Origin of the sequence: Paenibacillus fonticola DSM 21315, assembly GCF_000381905.1 — a bacterium.
In the GTDB taxonomy this organism is placed as follows: Bacteria; Bacillota; Bacilli; order Paenibacillales; family Paenibacillaceae; genus Fontibacillus; species Fontibacillus fonticola.
In genome coordinates, this window is the sequence record NZ_KB907253.1 from 1 (window position 1) to 25,107 (window position 25,107).

A 25,107-nucleotide genomic window follows, 5' to 3' on the forward strand; every position below is an offset into this window, starting at 1 on the left:
ACAATAGTTAGCGGTACGCTCTTCAGACGAATGTAGAATGTGTGTGAACCCACGGATATCAGTATGCCAACTGGCGAATTGCTTTGCCTTCGAGCTGAGAAAATGAACCCCCTTTCCGTTCCCCCTTCTGGGGAAAACGCAGGGAGCACGGCCCCCTGCACCCCGTTACTCGCCGTAGGGCAGGGGTCCGGCATATTACAGCCGAACCCGAATCAAGTATGAAAAGAAAGGGCCACCTGTCAAAAAAGGCGCTTGACAGGCTCTATTTAAGTGCATCAAAAACGAAGGTGCGACACAGACGCTTGACAGGTTTCGTTCATATCAGCGTCCCCTGTGTCCGTTAACCGTGAGGTTCACCACATATCCTATAACTAGCTGCCCCATTTAGTTGTCCAGCCCAACATTTTGCGACAAAAATATATAGTGTTAGACAAAATCACATAGAAAAGCGTTGACATAAAAAAGGGATAATACTATGATAAAAATCATAGTAATTATATATACTTACTTTGTTTAATGCATAGCGCGTCCACTGGACCACCAGAGACAAAGACTATCCTGCTTGGGGATTGTCTTTTTTTGTTGCCTGAAATGGCGTATTTGAGGTTTGGCCGTTAGTTTTTCACTCATTTTACTGTATTGGAGGTTTACTATGCTGCAGACAAATCCACTTCCAGCCTACATCGGATATGTGCTGATGGCAGGACTCGGCTTGGTTATGCTGTTCATCGCCTTATCCGTGCGGCGTTCTCTCGTTCGCAACACACATGATTTTATTATCGCAGACCGCAAAATTGGTCTGGGGTTCGGAGTCGGGTCAGTCATTGCCGTCTGGACCTGGGCTATGGCGGTCATGATGTCCTCGGGGCAAGCGTACACCTGGGGGCTGTCGGGCTTGTTCTGGTTTACCGTGCCAAATGGAATCGCGGTGATGGCGATGGTACCATTCGCCGTCAAGCTGCGGAAGGTCATTCCCAACGGCTATACGATTACGGATTTCATCCGTTCGCGGTTTCAGAACCGGCCGGCTCTGGTCATTGCCGTCATCGGCATGATTTTCGGTATTTTTCTCGAAATTATCATTAATTTGAAGGGTGCTGTACTGCTCGTTCAGACGATTTTTGGCATCAAGGAAATCATCATTCTTGGGGTAATCATATTCATCGTCACCGTGTACTCCTACTTTGGCGGAATTTGGACGTCGGCGATTACCGCGACGATCAACACCTTGTTTATTACGGTTCCGGCTGCGGTAGTTACACTGTACGTGCTGCATCAGGTCGGCGGGGCGGGCTTCATCTTCGAATCGATCGCGCAGCAGGATCCGAAGCTGTTATCTATCTTCCGTCCCGAGGCCGCGGCAGGCTTCGGCGTTACGTTGGCGCTTGGCTTGCTGGCCTCTACGGTAGCCGATCAGACGTTTTGGCAGAAGGTATGGGCGATTAAGCCCCATCACGTCAAGCGGACTTTTATTTGGGGCGGGGCCTGGTTCTATCCGATTCCGATTGCCCTCGGGCTGCTTGGTTTGGTAGCGCTAGGACTCGGACTGAAACTGGATGAGATCGGCGGCGACGCTGCGGCGGTCGGGCCTTATCTGATCTCTCATTTAGGCCTGCCGCTGATCATTGTCATCCTGTATGTGCTGCTCGTCCTGAACGCGTGCTATTCGACAATCGACGGGGCGTTCTCGGCACTGTCATCGCTTGTGGCCGTTGATATCGTCAAGCCGCTGTGGCCGAGCCTTCCGGAGAAACGGTTATTTGCGGTCACCAAGCTCAGCATCATCGCCTGTGCCTTGGTAGCTGGACTGATTGTCATGTCAGGCGTCAACTTTGTCAGTCTCGTCCTGACGACGTACGCGATTAAGACATCGCTGCTGATTCCCCTGATTTTGGCTATATTTTGGCGAAAATTAACGAGCCGAGGGTTTCTTTGGGGCATCGTGCTCAGCATCGTCATCGGCTTGCCAGTGCGCATCATTTATGACGAGCTGATCGGAACGCTGGTTATTTTCGGAATTAGTGCAGTAGTTCCAGTGGTATTAAGCCTGCTGTCCAGGGAAGCGCCGTTTGATTATTCCGATTTGAAACATGCGAGGCAGCTGATAGACGATGCTGCCGACCATACTGCAGATCATGCGGTGTCCGCTGGCGTTGGTTCAACGGTTGTTCCAAATCAGCCCATTCAAGGGAAGGTGTGATTCGCATGGCATACGTTATTGCGGCTTCGTTTATTTCTATTGTGGTGAGCCTGATTTATCTAGGATATGTCGGAGCTTCGTTTCGGCAGGTAAAGAACGACAGGAAAAGGGATCAGCTTGATGCAGTACCGGCATCCGAAGCTTCCTACGAGGCTTCTGAATGGGAGAGCGAATCGCCTTTTAGCTGGAAGGCGCTCATCAGCATTTTTTTATCCAGTGTCATCCTTTTTTTGATGGGCAAGTCGGCGGTGTTCTGGAGTTACGTTCCTTTTATCGCGATTGGTTCGGCGGTGGCGGTGATATTCGCATTTACCATCGATCTGCGCAGGAAGGCTTAGGTTGAAATTTCGGGACGTTAAATACAAGACAGATAGAGGAGCGGCGGAGTAAATAAGACGCAGCCTAGAATTAATAGAAGCAGAGAGGAAGTTGTTTTAAACATGAATATCACATCATCCAAAAAGCATGCGCACCTGCTAGGATTCATTCAACACGGCGTGAACAGCCACGCGATCGGCATGTGGCGGCATGCCAAAGATAAAGTGAATTGGGACTGGAGCCAACCGGCCTATTGGCAGCATATGGCCCGGACAATGGAGCGCGGCTTGTTCGACGCCATGTTCATTGCCGATGAGCTAGCGCCCTATAACACTTACCAGGGCAGTTCGGATGCCATCGTTAAATATGCCGTGCAATGCCCTACGCATGAACCGTCCACGATTGTCCCGATTATTACGGGTGCAACCGAGAGGTTGGGGGTCGGGGTTACGTTATCGACGGCATTTGAGCATCCGTATTCGATGGCGCGGCGGCTGTCCAGTCTGGATCATCTGTCCGGAGGACGGATCGCCTGGAACATCGTCAGCTCCTACTCCAAGAGTGAGTGGGATGCTTACGGCCAGGAGATGACGATGCGCACGGACCGTTACGACCGTATGGAGGAATACGTGGATTTATGCTGCCAATTGTGGGATTCCTGGGAACCGGATGCCATCGTTGCGGACCGCTCCAGCGGTATATTTGCCGATCCGGCAAAGGTGAAAGTGATCGACTTTGAAGGGAAGTATTTTAAAAGCAAGGGCCGGCACTTCTGTGCGCCTTCTCCGCAGGGGCGTCCGGTGTTCTGGCAGGCCGGCTCGTCTGACCGGGGCCGGGACTTTGCGGCTCAGTATGCCGAGGCTATTTTCGCGGTACACCCGAATGTGGAGCGGATGAGGCAGTACAGCGAGGACATAAACGCCAGGCTTACGAAATTTGGCCGCCCGGAAAATTCCGTGGTGCGCATCTATGGCCTGCAAACTGTTGTAGGAATGAGCCGCAGCGAAGCGGAGGAGAAATATGAGCGCATGAAGGCCTGCATTCATCCTGAGGCGGCCTTGGCCTGGATATCGGGGCACTTCGGGTTGGATTTTTCACAGTATAATCCAGACGAATACGTTCAGAACATCGAGGTTCCCGGCATTCAAGGCCTCTTCGAATCTGTCATTTACGCCAAGGGCGGCGCCCCGGTGACGATACGCGAAGCCGCGCTTCATTATGCCCAGGGCATGGGCATGCCTGTTGCGGTAGGAACTCCAGAGGACATTGCCGATCAAATGGAGCATTACATGGATGAAGGCGGCGCAGACGGCTTTATGTTGATCGCGACGAATACGCCAGGCTGCTTCGAAGAGTTCGTTGATCTTGTCGTACCGGAACTGCAGCGGCGCGGACGTTATCGCACATCCTATCCGGGCACGACTTTGAGGGAGAATCTTTTGAACGATTAATCAGGTAGTTAGAATTTAGAAACTGCTGCCGATATTAAGAAGACACCGTAACCGGTGTTTTCTTTGGTTGAGAGAACATTTTAGTTTAATTATTAGTACACTACAGAGTGTACATTCTGTACATAATTTTGCAAAATGGAGGCAAGGAGGGATGAATATGCAAACTGTTCTGAATGCAACCGATGTTAGAGCAAATTTTGGTGAATTTATAGATACTATCGTGCGTGAGAAGCCTCAGGCGATTAAACGGAACAGAGATGTAATTATGGCATTCTCCAAACAACAAACGAAGGAACTGCTGTCCATTTATGAATTGACCTTCGAGTACGAGCAAGACGAAGATGGCAGGCATACTGGTTCAATCGAGCAAATTGAGGATATAGTCGCCGATGGCGAGACACTCGAAGAGCTTAGAAGCGAATTGGCGCGACAGTTAATTGAATATGCTTTGGACTATGAGAATAATTATTCGCAATATTATAATACGCCGGACCGGCGTAAGCATGCGCCGTATGTATTGCGTGTACTGCTGGAAGACGATATTGAATCGGTTAAACAAATGTTCCATGCCTAAACTATACAACTTTATTTTCTTATAATAAAAATTTTTAATTCTTGACACCATTCTTCCCTCGATGATATTATACGAAATAATCCAAGTTAGTTGATGTGAATTAACAGAATTAAAAATTGACTTTACCGGACCGCCGGAGGGTCTCTCTTATCGAACAGAGGCATGTATTATGCCTTTCGATCAGGGGGACCTTTGTGTTTTCTTAGGGATGTTTGGCAGGAACAGGAAAAGGAATTGCAGCAGGAACAAGAAGAGAAAGAGAAGGGGGAGAACTGGTTATGGAAAAGAGAACATCCAAACGGGCAGCACAGGGGGTTATCGCGGCGGCTTCGGCCTTGCTTCTGGCGGTAGCATTGTCCGCTTGCAGCACAAATGGCAGCGGCAGCCAGGCGGCGGGGCAGTCGGCTTCGGGGGGAGCGGCCCCGGAGGGAGCGGCAGCCACGGCATCGTCAGATACATTAGAGCAGGGAGCATCATCCGAGACGAGGGATATTACGATCCACATCGGATACCAGAAATATGGGACGATCAATATTTTGAAAGCGGACGGAGCGCTGGATCGCCGTCTCGCGGAAGAACGCAACATTAAGATCGAGTGGACGGAGTTCCCGGGAGGACCGCAGCTGCTCGAGGCACTGAATGTGGGGAGCGTTGATGTTGGGCACGCGGGGGAGGCGCCGCCGATCTTCGCCCAGGCTGCTGGCGCTAAGCTGGTCTATCTGGCGCATGAGCCGGCCAGTCCCCGTAGCGAGGGAATCATTGTGCCGAAGGATTCGCCGCTTCAATCCGTTGCCGAGTTGAAAGGGAAGACGGTTGTGCTCAATAAGGGCTCCAATGTTCATTATTTGCTAGTGAAGCAGCTGGAGGAGAACGGAGTAGCTTATAAAGATGTCGATGTAAAATATTTGCCTCCCGCCGACGCGCGCGCCGCATTCGAGAAGGGAAGCGTGGATGCTTGGGTGATCTGGGATCCATTTCTCGCCGCTGCGGAGACCGCTACAGGGGGAAGGGTGATTGCCAACGGGGAGGGGGCCGTCTCCAATCATGAATTCTACTTGGCAACCCGTGAATTTGCCGAGAAGTACCCGGATCTCGTGGAAATTTTGCTGGAGGAGGCCGATAAGATCGACGTCTGGGCCAAGGCCAATCCACGGGAGCTTGCGGAGAAGCTGTCACCCCAGCTGGGCATTGACGTTGAATCGCTTGAGCTGGCCGCAGGCCGCAGAGCCTACGGCGTTCAGCGGATCGACGAGGAACTGGTGCAGGCCCAGCAGTCGATTGCCGATACCTTCTATGAGCTGGGGCTGATCCCAGACCAACTGGACATTCATGATGGGATTTTAAAATAAACATTTGTATAGATACGGATCGGATGAGGAGGAGAAGAGTGATGAAAGTATTTTGGTTCATACCGACCCATGGGGATGGGCGTTATTTGGGCACCAGCCAAGGCGCGCGTGCGGTGGATCTTCATTATATGCAGCAGATTGCCGTTGCGGCCGACCGGCTCGGCTATGAGGGCGTATTGATTCCGACGGGCAGCTCCTGTGAGGATCCGTGGGTCGTCGCTTCCTCGCTGGTCCCCGTGACGCAGCGCTTGAAGTTTCTCGTCGCGCTCCGCCCGGGGTTGACCTCGCCGACACTTGCAGCGCGAATGGCCGCGACGCTGGACCGCATATCAAGCGGCAGATTGCTGCTGAATGTCGTGGCCGGGGGCGATCCCGTGGAGCTGGCCGGAGACGGCTTGTTCCTGGATCACTCCGCCCGCTATGAACTGACGAGTGAATTTCTCGATATTTGGCGGCGAGAGTTATCCGGGGAGACCGTCGATTATGAAGGCAAGCATTTGCGGGTCGAGGGCGGCCATGTTTTGTATCCCGGCATTCAGCAGCCTTATCCGCCGCTCTGGTTCGGCGGTTCATCGGAGGCGGCACAGCAGGTGGCCGCGGATCACGTCGACGTCTACCTGACCTGGGGCGAGCCGCCGGCTGAAGTCGCGAAGAAGATCGCCGAGATGCGCAGGCTGGCCGAAGAGAGGGGACGCACGATCCGGTTCGGGATCCGCCTTCATGTCATCGTTCGCGAGACGGAGGACGAGGCGTGGGCTGCGGCACATGATCTCATCAAGCATCTGGATGAGGAGACGATCGCGGCGGCGCAGAAAATTTTTGCCCGCTTCGATTCGGTCGGGCAGCAGCGGATGTCCACGCTGCATGGCGGCAGCAAGGAGCAGCTGGAAATTAGCCCGAATCTATGGGCAGGGATCGGGCTCGTCCGCGGCGGCGCAGGAACGGCTCTGGTCGGCAGCCCGGAAATCGTCGCCGAGCGGATGCAGGAATACGCAGATTTGGGGATCGAGACGTTCATTTTCTCGGGCTATCCTCATTTGGAGGAGGCTTACCGCGTGGCGGAGCTGCTGTTCCCGCTGCTGCCACTGCAGCTGCAGCAAAGAAGCGAGGCGGCGGGGCCGTCTTCGATCAGCCCGTTCGGCGAGATTATAGCAAACAATGTGCGGCCAACGCCGAAGGCATCGGCGCATTAAGAGGAGTCGATAGGAATGGGCAAGAAGAAGTGGCATTTGCAGGCTTTGCCTTGGTATATCCCTCTGTTCATTCTAGTCGTCTGGCAGGTGCTCGGCAGCACGGGGCTTATGCCTGAACGTACGCTGCCGTCGCCGATTGAGGTCTTCCAGGCCGGCTGGAAACTGACGACAAACGGGGAATTGGCGGCGGCGATCGGCATCAGCACGTGGAGAGCACTGATCGGCTTTATCGTCGGCGGGCTGTTGGGTTTCGTGCTAGGGTTGTTGAATGGAGTCATTCCGCTATCGGAAAAACTGACCGATTCCACGATCCAGATGATCCGCAACGTTCCGCATTTGGCGATGATCCCGCTTGTGATCGCCTGGTTCGGCATCGGAGAAGAGGGCAGAATCTTTCTCGTCGCGCTGGGCGTGTTCTTTCCGATCTACATCAATACTCTGCACGGCATCCGCTCGGTCGATCCAGGTTTGATCGAAATGGGCCAGGTGTATGGGCTGCGCCATTGGCAGCTGTACCGGCGGGTTATATTGCCAGGCGCACTGCCGTCGATTCTGGTGGGCTTCCGCTTCGCTCTCGGCATTATGTGGCTGACGCTTATCGTCGCTGAGACGATCGCAGCCAATTCCGGCATCGGATATATGGCGATGAATGCGCGGGAGTTTTTCCAGATGGACGTCGTGGTGCTCAGCATTTTGCTGTATGCGCTGCTCGGCAAATTATCGGATTTGATGGCGAAAGGCTTTGAGAGGAGGTGGCTGAAATGGCATCCGCACTTCGCCAAAGAAGGCTCACAATTCAAGAGCGGCTAAAAAGGGGGGCACAGCAGGATCCGTACCTGGATGCACTTCCGGAAGAGCCCTCCCTACAGGCCGATGCGGACGAGAGCCGGGAGAGTAATGCGCAGGATAGCGCAAGGGATAGTACAACAGATAGTACAGCAGATAGCACGAAGCAAAGCCTGCGGAATAGCCTACAGCATGGCCGGCCGGCGAGCGGTATATCGATCGAACTCGACGCGGTGTCCAAGCGGTTTGGCAGCAAACAGGTGCTGCGCAGCATTCAATTGTCGGTACAGCCCGGCAGCTTCGTCGCCATCGTAGGCCGGAGCGGCTGCGGAAAAAGCACGCTGCTTCGCCTTCTGTCCGGGCTTGATCAGGCGAGCAGCGGCTCATTAAGGCTGCAGGGGCAGGAGGTGCAGGGCATTCACCCTGCGACGCGGCTCATGTTCCAGGATTCGCGCCTGCTGCCTTGGAATACCGTGCTCGACAACGTGAAGCTGGGACTGGCCAGCACAGGCACGGGTTCGGACGATCCGCGGCGGCGCGCCTATGCAGCCCTTGAGCTGGTCGGGCTGGCGGACCGGGCGGGGGAGTGGCCGTCCGTCCTGTCCGGGGGCCAGCGGCAGCGGGTCGCTCTCGCCCGGGCCTTGGTCGTGAACCCGCGCCTGCTGCTGTTCGATGAGCCGCTCGGTGCGCTGGACGCGTTGACGCGCATCGAAATGCAGCGCCTCATCGAGCGTTTATGGCAGCGGCGGGGTTTTACGGCCGTCATGGTTACGCATGACGTAAGCGAGGCGGTAGCCTTGGCGGATCGGGTCATTCTGATCGAGGAAGGGCAGATTGCCTTGGATTTGCAAATTACGCTGGCCCGGCCGCGCGTTCGGGATGCGGGCTTCGCCCATTTTGAACAGATCATCTTTGACCGGGTACTTGCCCGGGATGAGCGGGAACAGCACGGCCTTCATGTTCCTTTATATGATATTTGATACATCCGCCCGGCTCGTCCGGTTCTAAACATCATCCGGCATGCATAGAAATGAAACATGCTCCATACGGAATCATTCATCAATCAAGCGATCCTAATCAGGATCGCTTGATTGATTTCTAGCGGCGTCATCCCCAAAATGGCTCGTTGGGACGGGATTTAGAAAACGGCGGGGCGACGGGGCTTCACCGATCGGAGTTCAAATTTGCACTTGCAGGAGTGGGGGGACATGAGGACATGAAAGGGAAATGGATCAACTCGCCGTACACGTTTGCACTAGGGATGTTTGCGATGATGGTGCCAAGTCAGGCCTTCAGTTCGTTTTACAGTTATTTTTATGTGGAGAAGCTGGGGCTGGGCATTGGACTGGCTACATTGGCGCGGACGATTTTTCTCATCTGGGATGCCGTAAACAATCCGTTATTCGGGTACTGGTCCGATCGGACGAATACCCGTTACGGACGGCGCAGGCCATGGGTGTTCGGGGCAATCCCTCTTTTTATGCTGTGCTTTGTGCTCGTGTTCTCTCCTCCCGATGGATTAGCGGAGCAGGGATTGTTTACCTGGTTTCTTATTACCCTCGTTCTCTTCGAGGCCGTCGCTACCGTACTATGGGTCAACTACGGGGCGCTGTTCCCGGAGCTGTTCCGCGGCGATCGTCTTCGCGCCAAAGCCTCTGCGATTCAGCAGGGTTATCAGGTGGTGGCGCTGCTGATCGGTAGTGCACTAACGCCTGTTATTTTTACGGCAGTAGGCTTTTCCAATATGGCTATCGTGTACGCCTGCGTATTTGCTGTATTTATGAGCCTTTGTATGATGAGCGTACAGGAAAGCAAGGAGCCAGGGCAAGGCGAGCCGCTCAGGTTAATGGCTGCGTTTCGGGAGACGCTGCGGAATACAAAGTTTTGGGTATTCAATTTCGCCAACTCCTTTGCACAAACGGTCAATGGACTGGTTGCCTCAATCATCCCTTTTTACGCCAAATACGTTCTGCATATTTCAGAGGCTTTCGTGTCCATCCTGCTTGCCTCCGTGTTCGTTTCGGTTATTCCTTTGGTGTTCTTATGGTACTGGATCATTCGGAGCATGGACGGCGTTAAGGCTTGGCGGCTATCGCTTATCGCATACGCGTTATCCGTCATTCCGCTCTGGTTCGGTTATAATTTGGTTAGCGGCATTATCGCGGGGATCGTTTTTGGCTTCGGGCTGGCCGGCTTCCTGGTAACTCCGGCGTTGGTCGGAGGACGAATCATTGACGAGGATGCGGAGAAAACAGGCTTAAGGAGAGAGGGCATCTATACGGCGGTGAGCGGATTTATTACGCGTTCGAGCGGCCTGATTTCGGCGCTGGCCTTTTTTGTGATCGGCCTGATCTTCGGGTATGAGAGCGGGGACCGTCCGGGCCCTTCGCCGGAGCTGGCGTTTCAATATTTAATTAGCGTTGTGCCGTTCTGTTTATTGCTTATCTCCGTCATCATATCTTTTGGGGTGAAATTTGATTCTTCAGGAAAACAAAACGGAAGGGAGCTGCGGCAGCCATGAGCAGAAAATTGATCATCAACTGCGATGACTTCGGACAAAGCACGGCTCTGAATCAGGCCATCATGCATTTGCTGGAGGAAGGCAAAGTGTCTTCGGCGACCATTATGGCCGTAGCTCCCGGTTTTGAAGAAGCTGCAGCTTGGAGCGTCCGCCGGCAACGGGCGAATATCGGGCTTCACCTCACGCTGACTAGTGAGTTCGAGAGGCTGCGCTGGGCGAGCTTGACCGGGGATACCTCGCTCCATGATGAGAGAGGTTATCAGCATAAGACCGTAAGGGAGTTTGAGCAGAAGGCGCGAACTGGCGCAGTACTGAAAGAGCTCGATGCCCAGTATGAACGGGTCAGAAAAGCAGGGCTCGTCATCAGCCACATCGATAACCATATGGGCAGTCTGTACGGCATGGAGACAGGGCGCAGCCTGCTGCCGCAAATGTTCTGGAAGGCTTCCTGCTGGAAATTGCCGGCGAGGTTTTTTCGCTACATTTATGCGGAGGACCCGCTGCTCAGCTCATTGTCCGGCATCGAGCGTCCGGTGGCGCGCGCCTCTGCGCTGGCGGATGCGCTGGGAGTGCCGATCCCGGATTACCTGTTGTCGCATCCCTTCGGCCTGCAAGCCGGAGAGACGTATGACAGCTTCAAGCAGTCGATCTTAGACAAGCTCTACAGCCTCCCGACTGGCGTAAGCGAGACGTATTTTCACCCGGGAAAGGAAAACTCTTGGATGAGCCGGCATATTCCTAACTATGAGAAGCGGGTATGGGAGTTTCACTTGTTGTTTGATGACGATTTTGCTTATGCGATGCAGGATGCCCGCGTGGAGTTGGTGAATTACCGTTATGTTCAGGAGCACCTGCGGCGTCCGCGAATACGGTCGGGACTCAGGCTGGTGAGGGAGCTTGTGAAGAAGTAATGCCGTTGTAACGACAGGCTGAAGTTACAATTTGATCCATTTCCAAAAGCTTACCCCGGCATGAATGATGCGTTAGGAGTAAGCTTTTTACCCGTTCAAGAGCAAGTATTATATATTATCCGGTACGTTTTGAATCATGTCGGAGTACACCTGTGTTGCTGCAGAGCTCTTAAAGCTGCCCTTTTCACTTCCATTCTCATAATAGAAAGTTGAAATCACGTTATCTTGTTTAGAAAACTTTGCGTAAAAATCAGGAAAAGGTTTTAAAGCGGGATCATTATATTCTGTAACGGAGCCTACCCAATATATAGCCTCACCACCCCGGGGATGTGTTACAAATTGCCCCGCTAGAACAGCTTTGCCATCCATTATTTCTACCACAGAAGTTGTATAGCCATCGTGAAAAATATATGTTGTTGCCTTGCCCCCTGGAAAAGTATACTGATGATCCTTGTAAGTTTTAAAGCCTAATGTCTTGAAGTTAGAAGTGACAGGCAGTGAAATCGCTGCTTTACGGGCGGCTTGCAGGTCCTCTTGTTCCAACAACTTGGCGTCAAACTTATAATCCTTGGATGTAATAAATACAATATTTCGGATAGATTCATATTGCACGTTATAACCTAATGATTCGGTGAAAAAACGAACAGGAACAAGGACACGACCCGCTTTGTTCTTTACTGGCGTCTCCATTTCAATCGCTTGCTCGTTCTTGTAAGCCATTTTACTGTTTACCGAGAGTTTTAAATATTCCCCATTCTTATTTTGAATAGTCGTAATTTTCGAAGCAGCATTCCAGCTGTACGATAAACCTAAGGATGCTAGTGCCCGGATTGGAAGATAGAGCCGATTATTATCTTCGATAGGTGATACATCCAGGGCAATAAACTCTCCGTTTACATTCACTTCGACTGGACTGATTGGCCACTCGGGTCCCGCAGCGGCAAAAACTCCCCTTTGCCCTATCAGCAAACTAAGGCAGAATATAACGGCCAAGAAGATAGATGCGCCTCTCCTCATAATTCTCCTCCTTGTTTAAATATATAATATAAACACCGTAGACCAATAAAAGGTTCGACAGACGAATTGAATCCTCGCTATAATAGATAAAATCAATTGGGCTTACGATCTTCCGTGGTATAGCGGGAGATTTTCTGTATAGGAGGGGGTCAGCAAGAATGTTCCGGAAATGGTTTATTCGCAACAGCAGTGTACAGAATAAGTTTCTGCTTTCGACCCTGTGTCTGATTATTATTCCGCTGGGGCTGTTTGGGATTATCTCGTTTCAAGTCTCTAAACAATCGATTGAGTCGCAGGTTAGCCAATTGAATTTAAGAATATTAGGGCAGATTTCCGAAAAAGCGGACATGCTGCTGGACGACGTCATCTCGCTATCCAACACTTTTTATTTAAATCGAGAGGTCAATTATGGCTTTACGACGCAAATTTCTCCGGACAGCTACGAAGAGCTGCAAATTCGGAACGAATTTGACCGGCTGCTGACCAGCTCGATCTACTCCTTCGCCAATTTGAAAACCGACATTACCTTGCTGGGGCTAAATGGCCTGACGCTATCTACGAATCCGCTCGATTCTAAATTAAATATACAAATTATGAAGCAGCAGGATTGGTACCGTGCAACAACGGAAGCCAAAGGACAAATTTTGTGGATTACGGAGCCGATCCCGGGTCTTGCGACAACGGCCTATGACGATCACTCGGTCTATGCCGTCCGGTCGAGCAACCGTTTTGAAAGCTGGGCTCCTATCGGATTGGTCATTATCCGTATTGATGAATCAACTTTGAAAAATTTGTACGCAGGTTCTCTGGACGACAATCAGGAGATTATCATCGTGAATGACGGCCAAATTATTTCATCAAATAATCCGAGTTTTGCCTACGAGGATCTCAAGTCGCGCGCTTATTATGAAAAAATCGATCAATACGAATCCGGCTTCTTCGTCGATCACGAAATGGGGACCGATCAGCTGATTGCGTTCCAGACCATCGGCAAAACCGGATGGAAGCTCATTTCCTATACACCGACCCGCACAGTGCTTGCTAACATTAACAAAATTCAGACGGTGGTCATCGTCGTTTTTGCGATCGTTGTTCTGCTTTCGTTTGGAGCATCTTATTTCATGGCCCGCCGCCTGGCGATTCCGATCAAGCGTTTGTATAAAGATTTCGGCCGCGTCGAGGAGGGGGATTTGACGGTCAGGTCGCCCGTGTACAGCGAAGATGAAATCGGCCTGCTGACTCTGAAGTTCAACCAGATGGTAGAGAAGCTTAAAGCTTCGATCGATGATGTAAAGCGGGAGCAGCAAAACAAGCGGCGCGCGGAAATTCAGACGCTGCAATCCCAGATCAATCCGCACTTTCTATACAATACGCTGGCCTCGATCCGGTTTATGCTGTACAAGCACAAGCAGGAGACGGTCGATTCCGTCATCGTGGCTCTTGTCCGGCTGCTGAAGCAGTCCATTTCCAAGGAGGACGAATGGATTCCCGTCGAAGAGGAACTGGACATTCTGAAGAACTATGTCTATATCCAACAAATACGCCAAGGTGATATGCTGGAGGTACGATATGAGGTAGAGGATAACATTTTGGCTTATCGGACGATTAAATTAATTTTGCAGCCGATTGTGGAAAATGCGATATTTCATGGACTGGAGCCGAAAAAAGGCAAAGGGACGATCGTGATCAAAGGCTACCTTCACCACGACAATTTGCAGCCCAGCAATTTGCAAGGCAGGGATATCGTCTTTGAAGTGATCGATGACGGCATCGGAATGGATCGAAGCGCCCTGCAGCCTTTTCCAGAGGTGCAGTCCTCCGATCATACGCGGGGCCTGTCCCATGGCGGGGGATTGTTGAACGTACATGAGCGCATTCAGCTCCACTTTGGACAGCAATACGGGGTGATCCTGGAATCGGCGGTGAACGCCGGGACGAAGGTTACGCTTCGCATTCCGGCATTTTACAAACGGGAGGACATACAGCAGTGATGAATATTCTCATTGTCGATGATGAACGGATTATTCGCGAATGGTTTCGGATGACTGTGGACAAGCTTGGCGGGGACTGCCGGATCATTGGCGAGGCGGCCGGCGGCGAGGAAGCCCTGGAATTTTGCCGCCAACACCCGGTAGATCTCGTCGTTACCGATGTAAAAATGCCCGGGATGAACGGGCTGGAGCTGATCAAACAGCTGAAAGAAGAGCAGCCGGCCGTGCGCACCGTAATTTTCAGCTCTTATGGTGAATTTCATTTTGCGGCTGAGGCGCTGAAACTGGGGGCCAACGAATATATTCTCAAAGCCGAGATTACCTTGTCGGGGCTTGAGGATATTTTGCAGAAAATTAAGAGGGATATTGAACTGGAACGCAGCAAAGCGGTGGAGCTCAATTATTTACGCCATGTGTTAAATCAGAATGAGCAGGTGCTGCGGACGGCCTATTTGCGGGAACTGCTTCAGGGCAGCGGCCAAGCCGCTCAACAATTTGCGTCCAAAATGTCTTATTTCGGCATCAGGCTGCAGGAGAAGAACCTTGCCCTGATGGCTTTTGGCATCATTCCTGGGCCGGAGAAGAGCCAGCTAATTAATGATCCCGATCTGCTTCAGCAGGCGATTGTAAATATTATCAACGAAACTTTGCTGACCGAGACGGACGGAGGATGCTCTTTCCTGTACATGAATGAAGTCTATATGCTGCTCGTGAACGCCTCTGCATCAGGCATGAAGTCGCAGCGGGAGCTGCTCCAGCTTACGGCGAGCCGGGTGGCGGAAAATGCAAGGCGCTTCCTCGGCGTCGAGTCGGCGATCGGGATTAGTATGACCTACAGCAGTCTCTCGTATCTTCCTGAGCAGGCGCGCGAGGCGCTGGAAGCGCTCGATCGGAAAAGGTTCTATGGCGACAGAAGCGTCGCTTATTTCCAGGACTCGGACACCGTGCCCCTCAATCCCGATCATTGGACGCAGTCATTTAAACCGCACGTTGATTCCTTTCATCGATTGCTAGAGGAAGGGAAGCCGCAAGAGGCACTGCAGCAATTCGACCATGTGCTGACGAAGGCCGGAGAGGAAAAGTCGCTCTCCCCTAAACAAATGAAAGCGGTCGTATTGGAGCTGATCTACTCGGCGATCAATTGGGCGCGCAGTCTGCAGGTGCCGCTGGACAAGCTCGAAGCGCTGTCAACGGAAGTCACGGAGCAGATCGTACTGCAGGAGAACTATTCTCAGCTTGCGGTTTGGGCAGCCGGAGCGATTCGCGAGCTGATGGACTGGCTGGAGGCCACCCGTCCGCGCTATGCCGAGCCGGTAGAAAAGGCGTGCGAGTACATTCGTTTGAATTTTGCCGGGGAAATTACGCTCAAGGAAGTCTCCATGCATGTCCACCTCAGCCGGACATATTTTAGCGAATTGTTCAAAAAAGAAACCGGATTGAACTTCAATGAATACGTGATGCAGGTTCGCATGGTACAGGCGAAGAGCATCCTCAAGCGCCAGCAAATGCGGATTGCGGATGTCGCGGCACAGGTGGGGTACGCCAATCCAAGCTATTTTATCAAATTGTTTAAAAAATACGCCGGAGTCTCTCCTTATGAATACATGGAGTCTTACAGCAGCTTCCGTACTCGATAAACACCTCGCCTGCCGGGGTGTTTTTTTGTACCTATTCGAATCATTAGTACTATCCCAAGGATCTGCTCCCGAATGATCTGCACTTATCCGAATAAATTGCTATGCGGCAGTAATATTTTGCTATGCCTTTTAGGGCAGAGGGACTTTAAGCATAAAGAAGGCGTTTTTTGTTGAAAAAAAGCGGAATTCCTTGGCACTGCGCCGCAAGTCCTTTTTCTATAATAGATTTAGCAGCATAAGAAGACATAATTAGGGAGGTCTACACATGAAGAAGAAATGGCTGGCCACTGTGCTGGGCGTAACCGTTCTGGCCGCTTCCGTGCTCAGCGCCTGCGGCGGAAGCAGCGGAACGGAGCAGTTGAACAAGAAGAAGGCGGAAGGCAGTGGGGAGACGACAACGCTTACTTTCTGGAGAGCAGGTACCGATGCGCAGGAGAATGCATATTGGAAACGGGTGATCAGCGAGTTTGAAGCGAGCCATCCCGGAGTCAAGATTGAGCTGAGCGAAGCGCCGTTCGGCAATGATATGGAGACGAAGCTGAACGCGGCTTATGCCAGCGGCACGTCCCCTGACGTGCTGTCCTATACTTTGGCTTCGGTAGCGCAGCGGGCCAGCTTGGGCCAATATGAGCCGCTCGATGGGTATTTGTCCACTTGGGACGGCAGAAGCGATATGATGGAAAATATTTTGGATACCGGAACGTATAACGGCAGTCTGTACGGGGTGGGCTTCATCCCGGATCCGCGCGTCCTGCTGTGGCGCAAAGATCTGTTCACAGAGGCGGGGCTCGATCCAGAGAAGCCGCCAGCGAGCTGGGAGGAGCTGGCGGACTATGCCCGCAAGCTGACGAAGAAGGATGGCAACACCACGACGCTGGCTGGGTTCGCAATCCCGACGGCATCGGCCTGGACGCTATGGCAATCCTTTGTTCTGCAAAACGGCGGACAGATTATCGACGAGCAGACGAACACACCGTTGTTTGATTCGCCGGAAGCGATTGAAGCTACAGAGTTTTTGGCGGAGCTTGTATTAGATGGCATCACCATTCCTAATAATTCCGACAAATCGAATGAGAACCTGTTCCCGAACGGCAAGGCGGCAATTGCTTATGACAGTCCGGCTGCCTACACCAATCTACAAAAAGAGAATCCTGAACTGGTCGGACAAATCGGCGTTTCCGGGCCGATCGAGAGGAAAGAGAAGGCAACTTTCGCGGGCATGCGCTTGCTGTTCATGAGCTCGCAGAGCAAAAATAAGGAGCTCGCAGCGGAGTTTATCCAGCACATCATGTCCAAGGAAGAGACGTGGAAGCGATATACGGAACTGGGAACTCCGGTTGTCCTGAAATCGCTGGAGCAGGATTATATCAATGACAAGCCAGAGATTAACCAAGCGATCTTTGATGCAGTTTCGTACGGTAAAGGTGCTGCCAAGGTGACCTATGCCGGCAAGCTGAGCGAAATTATTAGCCAAAACCTGGAGGGAGCCTTCTATGGGAAGATTTCGGCTGAGGCAGCGATGAAGCAGGGAGTAGAGCAGTTGAATCGGGAGCTCCCTAACTTGATCGGAAAATAGAGAGATTTATGGAACGAAACGCCTGTTTGCTTCATTGATGCACAGGCGTTTCGTATAGGATGAAGAAAACCAGACTTCAGCGAGGTGGTTAAACCTATGAAACCAATGCTATCCCGTTCTGTGGAGACGAATGGGAAGACTAGATCCAAGCAGCGGCTGAGCATCGACTACGTAGGCTATGCGATGATCGCCCCCGGCTATTTAATTTATTTTCTATTTATATTCATTCCCTTGGTAGTCGGCGTATATTACAGCTTTACGAACTATAACTTCTATAGTACGCCGGAGTTTATTGGTTTGCAGAATTATGCCCGGCTCCTGCAGGATGCGCTGTTCGGCAAGGCGATGTACAACACGTTTATTTATGCATTATTTACGATCTTGCCCCAATTGTTCCTGGGCTTGATTCTGGCCGTTCTGTTGAATGGCAAGCTCTTTGGCCGCGTATTCTCCCGGGCCAGCATTTATATTCCGAACGTGACTTCAATGGTGGCCGTTTCGATGATCTGGCTGTGGATTTATGACCCGGCCCTCGGCATTTTGAATCGGATGATCAAGGTGTTTGGCATTGATCCGATTCAGTGGCTTTATAACCCGAACACGGCGATGATGGCCGTCGTCATTATGAGCATCTGGAAATCGCTTGGTTATACGATGATCGTTTACCTGGCGGGCCTGCAGTCGATTCCGTCCAGCCTGTACGAGGCGGCGCATATGGATGGGGCTTCGAAGATCAGGCAGTTTTTCTCGATCACGATTCCGATGCTGAAGCCAACTACATTTTTTATTCTGGTCATGTCCTGCATTAACTCATTTATGGTATTTGAGCAGGTCAATATTATGACGGCCGGGGGACCGCTAAATTCGACGACGACCGTCGTGCATCAAATCTACCTCCGCGGCTTTCAGGATTTCCAAATGGGATATGCTTCGGCAATGGCTATTGTCCTCTTTCTCATCACGCTGGTCATTACCTTGATTAATTTCAAGTACGGCAATCAGGGGGATGATTTGGATGTGGATTAATCGATGGGGGTGGGCAAATTGAGAAGCAAACATGTTGGCCTTGTAGTGATGTCGATCGTTTTGTTGGCGGTATCGCTGGTGATGCTGCTGCCTTTCTTGATCATGGTGCTGACCTCGTTCAAAACGATGGGGGAGATCCAGTCACCGACCTTTTCTTTGTTTCCGAAGGTATGGCATTTTGACAATTATGCCGAAGCGCTGTCGCGGGGCGATTGGCTGAAGTATTTTTATAATTCCTTTGTTGTCACGATCATTACGGTTGTGATCAGTCTGGTGCTGAATTCGATGGCGGGATACTCCTTCGCGCGGCTGAGATTCCCCGGAAGAGATATTTTGTTCTTCTCCGTTCTGATCGGGATCATGGTGCCGGCCCAGACGACAATGATTCCTACTTTTTTGATGATGAAGCAATTCCCGCTGGCTGGCGGCAATAATCTGCTTGGCCAGGACGGGATCGGATTCATTAACAGCTACACAGGGCTGATCCTGCCGTTTATCGCAGGCTCATTCGGTATTTTTCTCTGCCGGCAGTTTTTCCTCAATTTCCCCAGAGCTTTGGACGAAGCTTCGCAAATTGACGGGGCGTCCAAGTTCCGGGTGTTTCTTCAAATATATTTGCCGCTGAGCAAGCCTATTCTGGCGACGCTGGCTATATTTAAGACGACTTCGGCCTGGAATGATTATATGTGGCCTTTGATTATGACGAATACCGAAGGAATGAGAACGGTTCAGCTCGGGCTGACGATCTTTCGTGGAGAGACGAACGTGGAATGGAACCTGCTGATGGCGGCGACCACTCTTGTCGTCCTGCCGCTTGTAGTGCTATTTTTGGCTGCGCAGAAATATTTTGTACAGGGTATCGTGACAACAGGATTAAAAGCTTAATTAGGAGGTGTTGGCATGAAGACCATTATGGTTTTAATGGATACGCTGAATCGGCGCAGTCTTCCGGCATATGGCGGCGAAGCAAGTACGCCGCATATTGACCGGGCCGCAGAGAAATCCGTCGTATTTGGACAGCACTGGTCCGGATCGCTTCCCTGCATGCCGGCGAGAAGGGATCTGCTGACGGGACGGGCATCTTTTTTGGAGAAAGGCTGGGGCGGCGTAGAGCCATTTGACCGGACTTTGCCGGAACTGCTGCGCGAGGCTGGCATATTCAGTCACATTATTACCGATCACTATCATTATTTTTCCCGCGGTGGAGAGAATTACTGTCAGGCGTTTAGCAGCTGGGATTTTCACCGGGGGCAGGAAGGAGACACGTGGCATTCCGTCATCGGCGAACCGTCAAAGCCAGAGAAGTATTACGGCCGAATAGAGGATCAGTACGAACATAACCGCAGCCGCTTTAAGCGAGAAGAAGACTACCCGGGGCCGCGCACATTGTCGGCGGCGTGCGATTGGCTGGAACGCAACAAGGATGAGGACAACTTTTTCCTGTGGGTCGAAGCCTTTGATCCCCATGAGCCGTTCGATAGCCCGCAGCATTATTTGGATCAATACAAGGACACTTATAGCGGCCCGAGATTTGACTGGCCTTATTATGGGGATGCCGATGTCCCGGAGGATGCCCTCCGCCATTTAAATGCGAGATATGCTGCCAACCTGACGATGATTGATCATTGGTTCGGCAAACTGCTGGACACGATGGACCGTCTCAATTTATGGGAGGATACTTTATTTATCCTCACGACCGACCATGGCTTTCTGCTCGGTGAGCATGAGCTGCTTGGGAAAAATCAAATGCATGTCTACAATGAACTCGCCCATATTCCGCTGATGATCCGTCCGCCGGGCGGCCAGGGAGAGAGCGTGCGAATTAATGCTTTATCGCAAACGATTGATTTGATGCCAACGATTCTTGATTATATGGGCGTCCAGGTTCCTGAAGAGGTGAAGGGCTATTCCCTGCGGGGGCTGCTGGAAGGGCGAGAGGATCAGGTGCGCGAAGCGGCGATCTATGGATATCACGGCATGGCGGTTAACGTAACCGATGGGCGTTATACTTACATGCGTTCTCCAAAGTCGGCGGATAATCATCCCTGCAATATTTATACGGCGATGCCGACGACATTCCGTTCGTTTCTTGGCGGAGGCATCGAGAAAGAGATCGAATGCGGTCGTTATTTAGAACGTACGGACTTTCCGTTATACAAAATTCCGCTGACCACAGAAGGGAAGCCTTATACGGGCAATCGGCGGGTGATGGAATCGCAGCTATTCAGCCTGGAAGAGGATTATGCCCAGCAGCATCCGCTGCAGGATGAAACGGTGGAAGAGCGTATGATCGAATTGCTCCGGGGGGAGATGGAGCGGGCCGATGCACCGAAGGAGCAGTATCGCCGGCTGGGACTGGAGACGACAGAGGACGAGTAACATTTCGCTTGGAGATCGGCGGTTCCGCCGGTTTCCAGGTCTATTTTTATTTTCATTTCATCCGTAACATTTCACGCAACATTTTGGCAGGAACCCGTGAGGAGGATATTATGAATCATTCTTGTGCAGCGACAGCCTATGGCGACATCGGCGTAATGTGGAAAACGGTATCGGAGGACTGCAATCTCGCTTGCGACTATTGCTACTATAGTACTTGTGCCGGTAAACCAGGCCCTAAAATAAATAGAATAGATTCTTCTATTCTGGAGAAATTCATTCAGGAGTATATGAGCATCAGCAAAAGGAGGGCTTCTTTTACTTGGCAGGGCGGCGAGCCGTTGCTGGCGGGCCTGTCCTTTTTTGAAGAGGTGGTGGAGCTGCAGGTCAAACATGCGCCCCCGCGCACCTCGATCAGCAATTCTCTGCAAACGAACGGGACGATGCTCAACGAGAAGTGGGCAGCCTTCTTTAAGACGTATCAGTTCCTAATTGGCGTCAGCCTGGACGGTCCGCAGCCGATTCATGACGCTAGAAGAGTGGATTCCCGGGGAGCAGGCAGCTTCGATCGCGTGATGAAGGGGATTGGATATTTACGGGAGCATGATGTCGATTTCAATATTCTTACGGTTGTGCATAAAGGAAATGTCGGCAAGGCGCAGGAGCTGATGCGCTTTTACGAGGAGCAGGGCTTTGCGTATATCCAGTTCATTCCCTGCATGTCTTTCCGCTCCCAGCAGATCGGCATGCCAGGTGTTTATGAAATCACGCCTGAAGAGTACGGCAACTTTCTGTGTGAGGCATTTGATTATTGGTATAACGAAGGGAAGCCGCGTACATCCATCCGCTTCTTCGATAATATGCTGAGCTCCTATCTGTACCGGGACCCGGAGCTATGCATTCTCAGTGCCGGATGCAGCACGATGCTTGTACTCGAGCAGAACGGGGACGTATATCCTTGCGATTTCTATATTCACGAGGATTGGAAGCTGGGGAATGCGGCCACGCATAGCATTGGTGAGCTGCTGTCACACCCTTTGCGCGATAAGTTTCTCGGCATGAAGCCTACACTTCCCGAGATGTGCCGAACCTGCGAATATCAGCGGCTGTGTCATGGGGGCTGCCCTCGTAACCGAAAATGGACAGAGGATTTAAGCTCTTCCGAGGTGGATTATTTCTGTGCGAGCTACAAGCAGATTTACGGGTACGCGGAAGAACGGATGAAGAATCTTGGAGCTGAATTAAGACAGCAGCTGTTTGAACGGAACCTGAAGCTCTACTTCAAAGGAAAACTGCCGGGACGAAATGATCTCTGCGCCTGCGGCAGCACTAGAAAATATAAGCATTGCTGCGGGGAAAATGCGGTATAGCCGGACCTAAGGCCGTGTAGATGTCAAAACAACACAATCCCTGCACAGGCGGACAAGCCGATCACCATGAGCGGGTGGATTTTGTATCTTACGATCGACAAGAAGGCCGCGCCGCCGATCAGCAGGGTTGCCAGCGTCGTCCAATTGAACAGGCTGCTCGTCAGACTGGGGAAGCCGAGATGAATCGCGGCATAGATGATGAGTCCGATAATGACCGGACGGAGGCCGTAGAGGGAATGCTGGACCCAAGGCTTGGTATGGATTTTGTAGAAAAATCTGGCCACCAGCACGATAATGATCAACGAGGGCAAAATGATCCCTACAATGGCGGCAATAGCCCCCGGCATACCAGCGGTATCGAGGCCAATCAGCATCGCGGCATTTACGGCAATGGAGCCGGGGGACATGCCCGCCAGAGCGACAATATGCTGAAAACGTTCCGGAGTAACCCACCCGTACTGACTCACTTCATAATGGATCATGGAGATGACGGCATAGCCGCCTCCAAAAGACACAAAACCAATTTTCATGAAAATAAGAAACAACTTCCACAGCAGCACGTAATTCACCTCTTAACAATAGTCATTTTCATCATCGGGTCTGTTCGAAGCGAACGAACGATTAAATATAGTACTCTATGAATTCTGCTGAGGAGCCCCCTCTTGTAAGGGAATCCTTCTCCGTCGCAAGCGGCAGTCCCAACGCCTTCTTAACGCCCATGATGATGTTGCCCGCTGCCAGACCGATCAAGATGAGGAAAATCGGGTTTAAGCCGGTGAACAGCAGCAGTAGAAGTGAGGCGATGGTCACTAGTTTGGTAGAAAGGTCGAACAATGAAGTTCTGCCCATTCTGTACGCAGCGACGGCAATCAAGCCGATGACGGCGCCGTTGATGCCTTTGAAGGCGGATATCATTTTCGGCTCATTTTGCAGCAGGGCATACCCCGCGCTTAAACCGATCAAAATTAGAAAGGTAGGAAGTGTGATGCCCAGCACTGCCGCCACCGCTCCAGGAATTTTCCCTAGCCGGTAGCCGATGAAGGCCGAGGAATTGACGCCAACCCCTCCGGGAGCCGATCCGGCGATAGAGAAAATATCGCTGATTTCCCGTGCACCCATCCACTGCCGCTTCTCCACTACTTCATGTTCAATCGTCGAAATCATCGCATAGCCCCCGCCAAAAGTAGAAGGCCCGATTTTAAAAAAAGTCCAAAATAAATCCCGCAGTATGATCAACTTGCCTATAAATTCGGTTCGCATGCTTCATTCTCTCCCCAATTTGCTTGATGTCACAGCATACTTGTGATGAATCCGTTGTATCCTAATTCAATTATAACAACTTTTTATCAAAATGGAATTAAGTTTTTGAATCATTTAAGATTTATTCATAAAATTATCGGAATGAGTGTATTACAATAGTTATAACTGAGAAATTCGACATTATTCTCTTAGTAATCCTATAGGGTATAGAACTCTTTTTATCGATTTGAATAAAAGTCTGCAGCTAGATAATTCATAGGTAAGTAGATATAATGAGAGTAATAGATATCCGATAAGAATAATGCGAATAAATGAGGCGACTCTTTATGAATAAATTAAGCCAAGCAGCATTAAATGCAAAAAGAGCGGTATTTGAGCGAATCGCCGGGCAGGATCATGTCTCCAAAGCCGAGCTGTTGGACGAATTCAGCTTGACCAGCAGCAGCCTGACAAGACTGCTGGATGAATTGACGAATGAGGGCTGGCTCGCAGAGGCAGGTTTCGGAGAATCCACGGGCGGCAGAAAACCGATTCTTTATCAGGTTAACCCTAGGCATAAAGTGATTTTCGGATTGGAAATATCCCGGCTCTATTCCTCTCTGGGCTTATTCGACTTGAAAATGAGAGCCCTTTCCTTATACCGCTGGACGATGGATGAAACGATGACACCGGAGCAGCTGGTTCGTCTTGTCAGCGGGAAGATCGATGCCATGCTGCAGGAGAACGGCTTGGATAAAGATAAGGTGGCCGGGATTGGAGTAGGAGCCGTAGGGCCGCTGGACAGGCATCGCGGGATTATTTTGGAGCCCCGGTATTTTTCGGCGGCCGGCTGGGCGCATGTTCCGATTTGCGAATGGCTGGAGAAGGAGACGGGCATTCCGGCTACCTTGGAAAATGGCGCGAATACGGCGCTGATCGGCGAGCATTGGGCATTGCGCGGCGAGAACGTCCAGCATATGCTGTACATTCATGCCGGGTCGGGACTACGGTCCGCCATGATGTCAGGCGGCTCCCTGGTCCATGGGGCGATGGATATGGAGGGCTCTATTGGACAAATGATTATCCAGACGGATGGGCCGCGGCTGCACAATGAGGGCAATTACGGAGCGCTGGAAGCATTTACTTCGGTGCAGGCTTTAGAGAAACAGGTCAGAGAGCAGCGCAAAATGGGCAGGAACCAGCTGGCCGGGGCCGAAAACTTCCAGCCGGACGGCATTCATTTCGATATGCTCGTCGAGGCGCTCAACGAGGGTGATCCCTTTATCCGCGAGTTATTCACGCAATCTGCTGTTTATATGGGGATCGGCTTGGCTAATCTGATCAACATCCTCCACCCAGAGACGGTCATACTGGGGGGAGCACTTATCAACGCCCACGGTCTTTATTACGATACCGCGATTTCCGTCGCTCAGAAAAATATTTATTATTTTCCGCAATACCAGCCTGTCTTCTCGAAAGGCGTCCTCCAGGAAAATGCCGTTTCCACAGGTGCGGCGGTGATGATGTTCAAGCAGTTGCAGCTGTGAGGGTTCTCAAGCATCAGCTGCTGTG

The 25,107-nt window shown here is 51.5% G+C and carries 21 protein-coding genes; 18 read left to right on the top strand and 3 right to left on the bottom strand.

Annotated elements, in window-relative coordinates; translation table 11 throughout:
* Window positions 1–652 precede the first annotated feature (652 nt).
* From G358_RS29900 to G358_RS0110570, 10 genes are all read left to right on the top strand, one after another.
* Entirely contained in the window at window positions 653–2,200 is a 1,548-nt protein-coding gene (locus G358_RS29900; RefSeq protein ID WP_019637178.1) for a sodium:solute symporter family protein, read from the top strand.
* A 5-nt stretch (window positions 2,201–2,205) separates the two neighbouring features.
* Window positions 2,206–2,538 carry a hypothetical protein gene (locus G358_RS29905; protein ID WP_019637179.1) on the top strand — a complete coding sequence of 111 codons (333 nt, stop codon included), beginning with the start codon at window positions 2,206–2,208 and terminating at the stop codon, window positions 2,536–2,538.
* A 102-nt stretch (window positions 2,539–2,640) separates the two neighbouring features.
* Window positions 2,641–3,969 (top strand): LLM class flavin-dependent oxidoreductase, encoded by a 1,329-nt coding sequence (locus tag G358_RS0110535; RefSeq protein WP_019637180.1) that lies wholly within the window; start codon window positions 2,641–2,643, stop codon window positions 3,967–3,969.
* 157 nt (window positions 3,970–4,126) lie between these two features.
* A complete protein-coding gene (locus G358_RS0110540) occupies window positions 4,127–4,543 on the top strand; it encodes a hypothetical protein (protein WP_019637181.1) in 417 nt (138 codons plus the stop codon).
* 278 nt (window positions 4,544–4,821) lie between these two features.
* A complete protein-coding gene (locus G358_RS0110545; protein WP_019637182.1) occupies window positions 4,822–5,892 on the top strand; it encodes a sulfonate ABC transporter substrate-binding protein in 1,071 nt (356 codons plus the stop codon).
* Between the two features lie 41 nt (window positions 5,893–5,933).
* A complete protein-coding gene (gene ssuD, locus G358_RS0110550; RefSeq protein WP_019637183.1) occupies window positions 5,934–7,085 on the top strand; it encodes an FMNH2-dependent alkanesulfonate monooxygenase in 1,152 nt (383 codons plus the stop codon).
* A 15-nt stretch (window positions 7,086–7,100) separates the two neighbouring features.
* On the top strand, window positions 7,101–7,895 hold the full coding sequence (gene ssuC, locus G358_RS0110555; RefSeq protein ID WP_019637184.1) for an aliphatic sulfonate ABC transporter permease SsuC: 795 nt from the start codon (window positions 7,101–7,103) through the stop codon (window positions 7,893–7,895).
* Window positions 7,896–8,044: 149 nt separating this feature from the next.
* Window positions 8,045–8,851, top strand: a complete 807-nt coding sequence (locus G358_RS29910) for an ATP-binding cassette domain-containing protein (RefSeq protein WP_240480007.1) — start codon at window positions 8,045–8,047, stop codon at window positions 8,849–8,851.
* A gap of 236 nt (window positions 8,852–9,087) precedes the next feature.
* Complete coding sequence (locus tag G358_RS31275; RefSeq protein WP_019637186.1) at window positions 9,088–10,392, top strand: MFS transporter; 1,305 nt, start codon at window positions 9,088–9,090, stop codon at window positions 10,390–10,392.
* Window positions 10,389–11,303, top strand: coding sequence for a polysaccharide deacetylase family protein (locus G358_RS0110570; RefSeq protein WP_019637187.1), 915 nt, complete (start codon window positions 10,389–10,391; stop codon window positions 11,301–11,303). The genes G358_RS31275 and G358_RS0110570 overlap by 4 nt, the downstream gene beginning before the upstream one ends.
* A gap of 108 nt (window positions 11,304–11,411) precedes the next feature.
* On the opposite strand, the gene G358_RS29920 is transcribed toward G358_RS0110570, so the two are convergent.
* Window positions 11,412–12,320 (bottom strand): copper amine oxidase N-terminal domain-containing protein, encoded by a 909-nt coding sequence (locus G358_RS29920; protein ID WP_019637188.1) that lies wholly within the window; start codon window positions 12,318–12,320, stop codon window positions 11,412–11,414.
* A gap of 158 nt (window positions 12,321–12,478) precedes the next feature.
* Between G358_RS29920 and G358_RS0110580 the strand changes: the two genes are divergently transcribed.
* From G358_RS0110580 to G358_RS0110610, 7 genes are all read left to right on the top strand, one after another.
* Window positions 12,479–14,311 (top strand): cache domain-containing sensor histidine kinase, encoded by a 1,833-nt coding sequence (locus G358_RS0110580; protein WP_019637189.1) that lies wholly within the window; start codon window positions 12,479–12,481, stop codon window positions 14,309–14,311.
* A complete protein-coding gene (locus G358_RS0110585; protein WP_019637190.1) occupies window positions 14,311–15,948 on the top strand; it encodes a response regulator in 1,638 nt (545 codons plus the stop codon). Before G358_RS0110580 ends, G358_RS0110585 begins: the two co-directional genes overlap by 1 nt.
* A 265-nt stretch (window positions 15,949–16,213) precedes the next feature.
* Window positions 16,214–17,524: an ABC transporter substrate-binding protein gene (locus G358_RS0110590; RefSeq protein ID WP_019637191.1), complete on the top strand. Its 1,311-nt coding sequence runs from the start codon at window positions 16,214–16,216 to the stop codon at window positions 17,522–17,524.
* A 96-nt stretch (window positions 17,525–17,620) separates the two neighbouring features.
* The gene (locus G358_RS0110595) at window positions 17,621–18,550 is read left to right on the top strand and encodes a carbohydrate ABC transporter permease (RefSeq protein ID WP_019637192.1); all 930 of its coding nucleotides are present in this window, start codon (window positions 17,621–17,623) and stop codon (window positions 18,548–18,550) included.
* 9 nt (window positions 18,551–18,559) lie between these two features.
* Window positions 18,560–19,435: a carbohydrate ABC transporter permease gene (locus G358_RS0110600; RefSeq protein WP_420836056.1), complete on the top strand. Its 876-nt coding sequence runs from the start codon at window positions 18,560–18,562 to the stop codon at window positions 19,433–19,435.
* Window positions 19,436–19,450: 15 nt separating this feature from the next.
* Window positions 19,451–20,929: a sulfatase gene (locus G358_RS0110605; RefSeq protein ID WP_019637194.1), complete on the top strand. Its 1,479-nt coding sequence runs from the start codon at window positions 19,451–19,453 to the stop codon at window positions 20,927–20,929.
* A gap of 110 nt (window positions 20,930–21,039) precedes the next feature.
* Window positions 21,040–22,296: an anaerobic sulfatase maturase gene (locus G358_RS0110610; protein ID WP_026342193.1), complete on the top strand. Its 1,257-nt coding sequence runs from the start codon at window positions 21,040–21,042 to the stop codon at window positions 22,294–22,296.
* Window positions 22,297–22,319: 23 nt separating this feature from the next.
* On the opposite strand, the gene G358_RS0110615 is transcribed toward G358_RS0110610, so the two are convergent.
* Complete coding sequence (locus tag G358_RS0110615) at window positions 22,320–22,856, bottom strand: chromate transporter (protein WP_019637196.1); 537 nt, start codon at window positions 22,854–22,856, stop codon at window positions 22,320–22,322.
* A gap of 61 nt (window positions 22,857–22,917) precedes the next feature.
* On the bottom strand, window positions 22,918–23,556 hold the full coding sequence (locus tag G358_RS0110620; protein ID WP_019637197.1) for a chromate transporter: 639 nt from the start codon (window positions 23,554–23,556) through the stop codon (window positions 22,918–22,920).
* Window positions 23,557–23,882: 326 nt separating this feature from the next.
* Between G358_RS0110620 and G358_RS0110625 the strand changes: the two genes are divergently transcribed.
* Window positions 23,883–25,082, top strand: a complete 1,200-nt coding sequence (locus tag G358_RS0110625; protein WP_019637198.1) for an ROK family protein — start codon at window positions 23,883–23,885, stop codon at window positions 25,080–25,082.
* Window positions 25,083–25,107 lie beyond the last annotated feature (25 nt).

Bases quoted from the DNA above. Each gene is read 5' to 3' on its own strand.
- ssuC (WP_019637184.1), top strand. From the start codon at position 7,101: ATGGGCAAGAAGAAGTGGCATTTGCAGGCTTTGCCTTGGTATATCCCT.
- G358_RS0110620 (WP_019637197.1), bottom strand. From the start codon at position 23,556: ATGCGAACCGAATTTATAGGCAAGTTGATCATACTGCGGGATTTATTT.
- G358_RS0110580 (WP_019637189.1), top strand. From the start codon at position 12,479: ATGTTCCGGAAATGGTTTATTCGCAACAGCAGTGTACAGAATAAGTTT.
- G358_RS0110570 (WP_019637187.1), top strand. From the start codon at position 10,389: ATGAGCAGAAAATTGATCATCAACTGCGATGACTTCGGACAAAGCACG.
- G358_RS0110585 (WP_019637190.1), top strand. From the start codon at position 14,311: ATGAATATTCTCATTGTCGATGATGAACGGATTATTCGCGAATGGTTT.
- G358_RS0110625 (WP_019637198.1), top strand. From the start codon at position 23,883: ATGAATAAATTAAGCCAAGCAGCATTAAATGCAAAAAGAGCGGTATTT.
- G358_RS0110610 (WP_026342193.1), top strand. From the start codon at position 21,040: ATGAATCATTCTTGTGCAGCGACAGCCTATGGCGACATCGGCGTAATG.
- G358_RS29905 (WP_019637179.1), top strand. From the start codon at position 2,206: ATGGCATACGTTATTGCGGCTTCGTTTATTTCTATTGTGGTGAGCCTG.
- G358_RS0110535 (WP_019637180.1), top strand. From the start codon at position 2,641: ATGAATATCACATCATCCAAAAAGCATGCGCACCTGCTAGGATTCATT.
- G358_RS31275 (WP_019637186.1), top strand. From the start codon at position 9,088: ATGAAAGGGAAATGGATCAACTCGCCGTACACGTTTGCACTAGGGATG.
- ssuD (WP_019637183.1), top strand. From the start codon at position 5,934: ATGAAAGTATTTTGGTTCATACCGACCCATGGGGATGGGCGTTATTTG.
- G358_RS0110545 (WP_019637182.1), top strand. From the start codon at position 4,822: ATGGAAAAGAGAACATCCAAACGGGCAGCACAGGGGGTTATCGCGGCG.
- G358_RS0110605 (WP_019637194.1), top strand. From the start codon at position 19,451: ATGAAGACCATTATGGTTTTAATGGATACGCTGAATCGGCGCAGTCTT.
- G358_RS0110595 (WP_019637192.1), top strand. From the start codon at position 17,621: ATGAAACCAATGCTATCCCGTTCTGTGGAGACGAATGGGAAGACTAGA.
- G358_RS0110590 (WP_019637191.1), top strand. From the start codon at position 16,214: ATGAAGAAGAAATGGCTGGCCACTGTGCTGGGCGTAACCGTTCTGGCC.
- G358_RS29900 (WP_019637178.1), top strand. From the start codon at position 653: ATGCTGCAGACAAATCCACTTCCAGCCTACATCGGATATGTGCTGATG.
- G358_RS0110540 (WP_019637181.1), top strand. From the start codon at position 4,127: ATGCAAACTGTTCTGAATGCAACCGATGTTAGAGCAAATTTTGGTGAA.
- G358_RS29920 (WP_019637188.1), bottom strand. From the start codon at position 12,320: ATGAGGAGAGGCGCATCTATCTTCTTGGCCGTTATATTCTGCCTTAGT.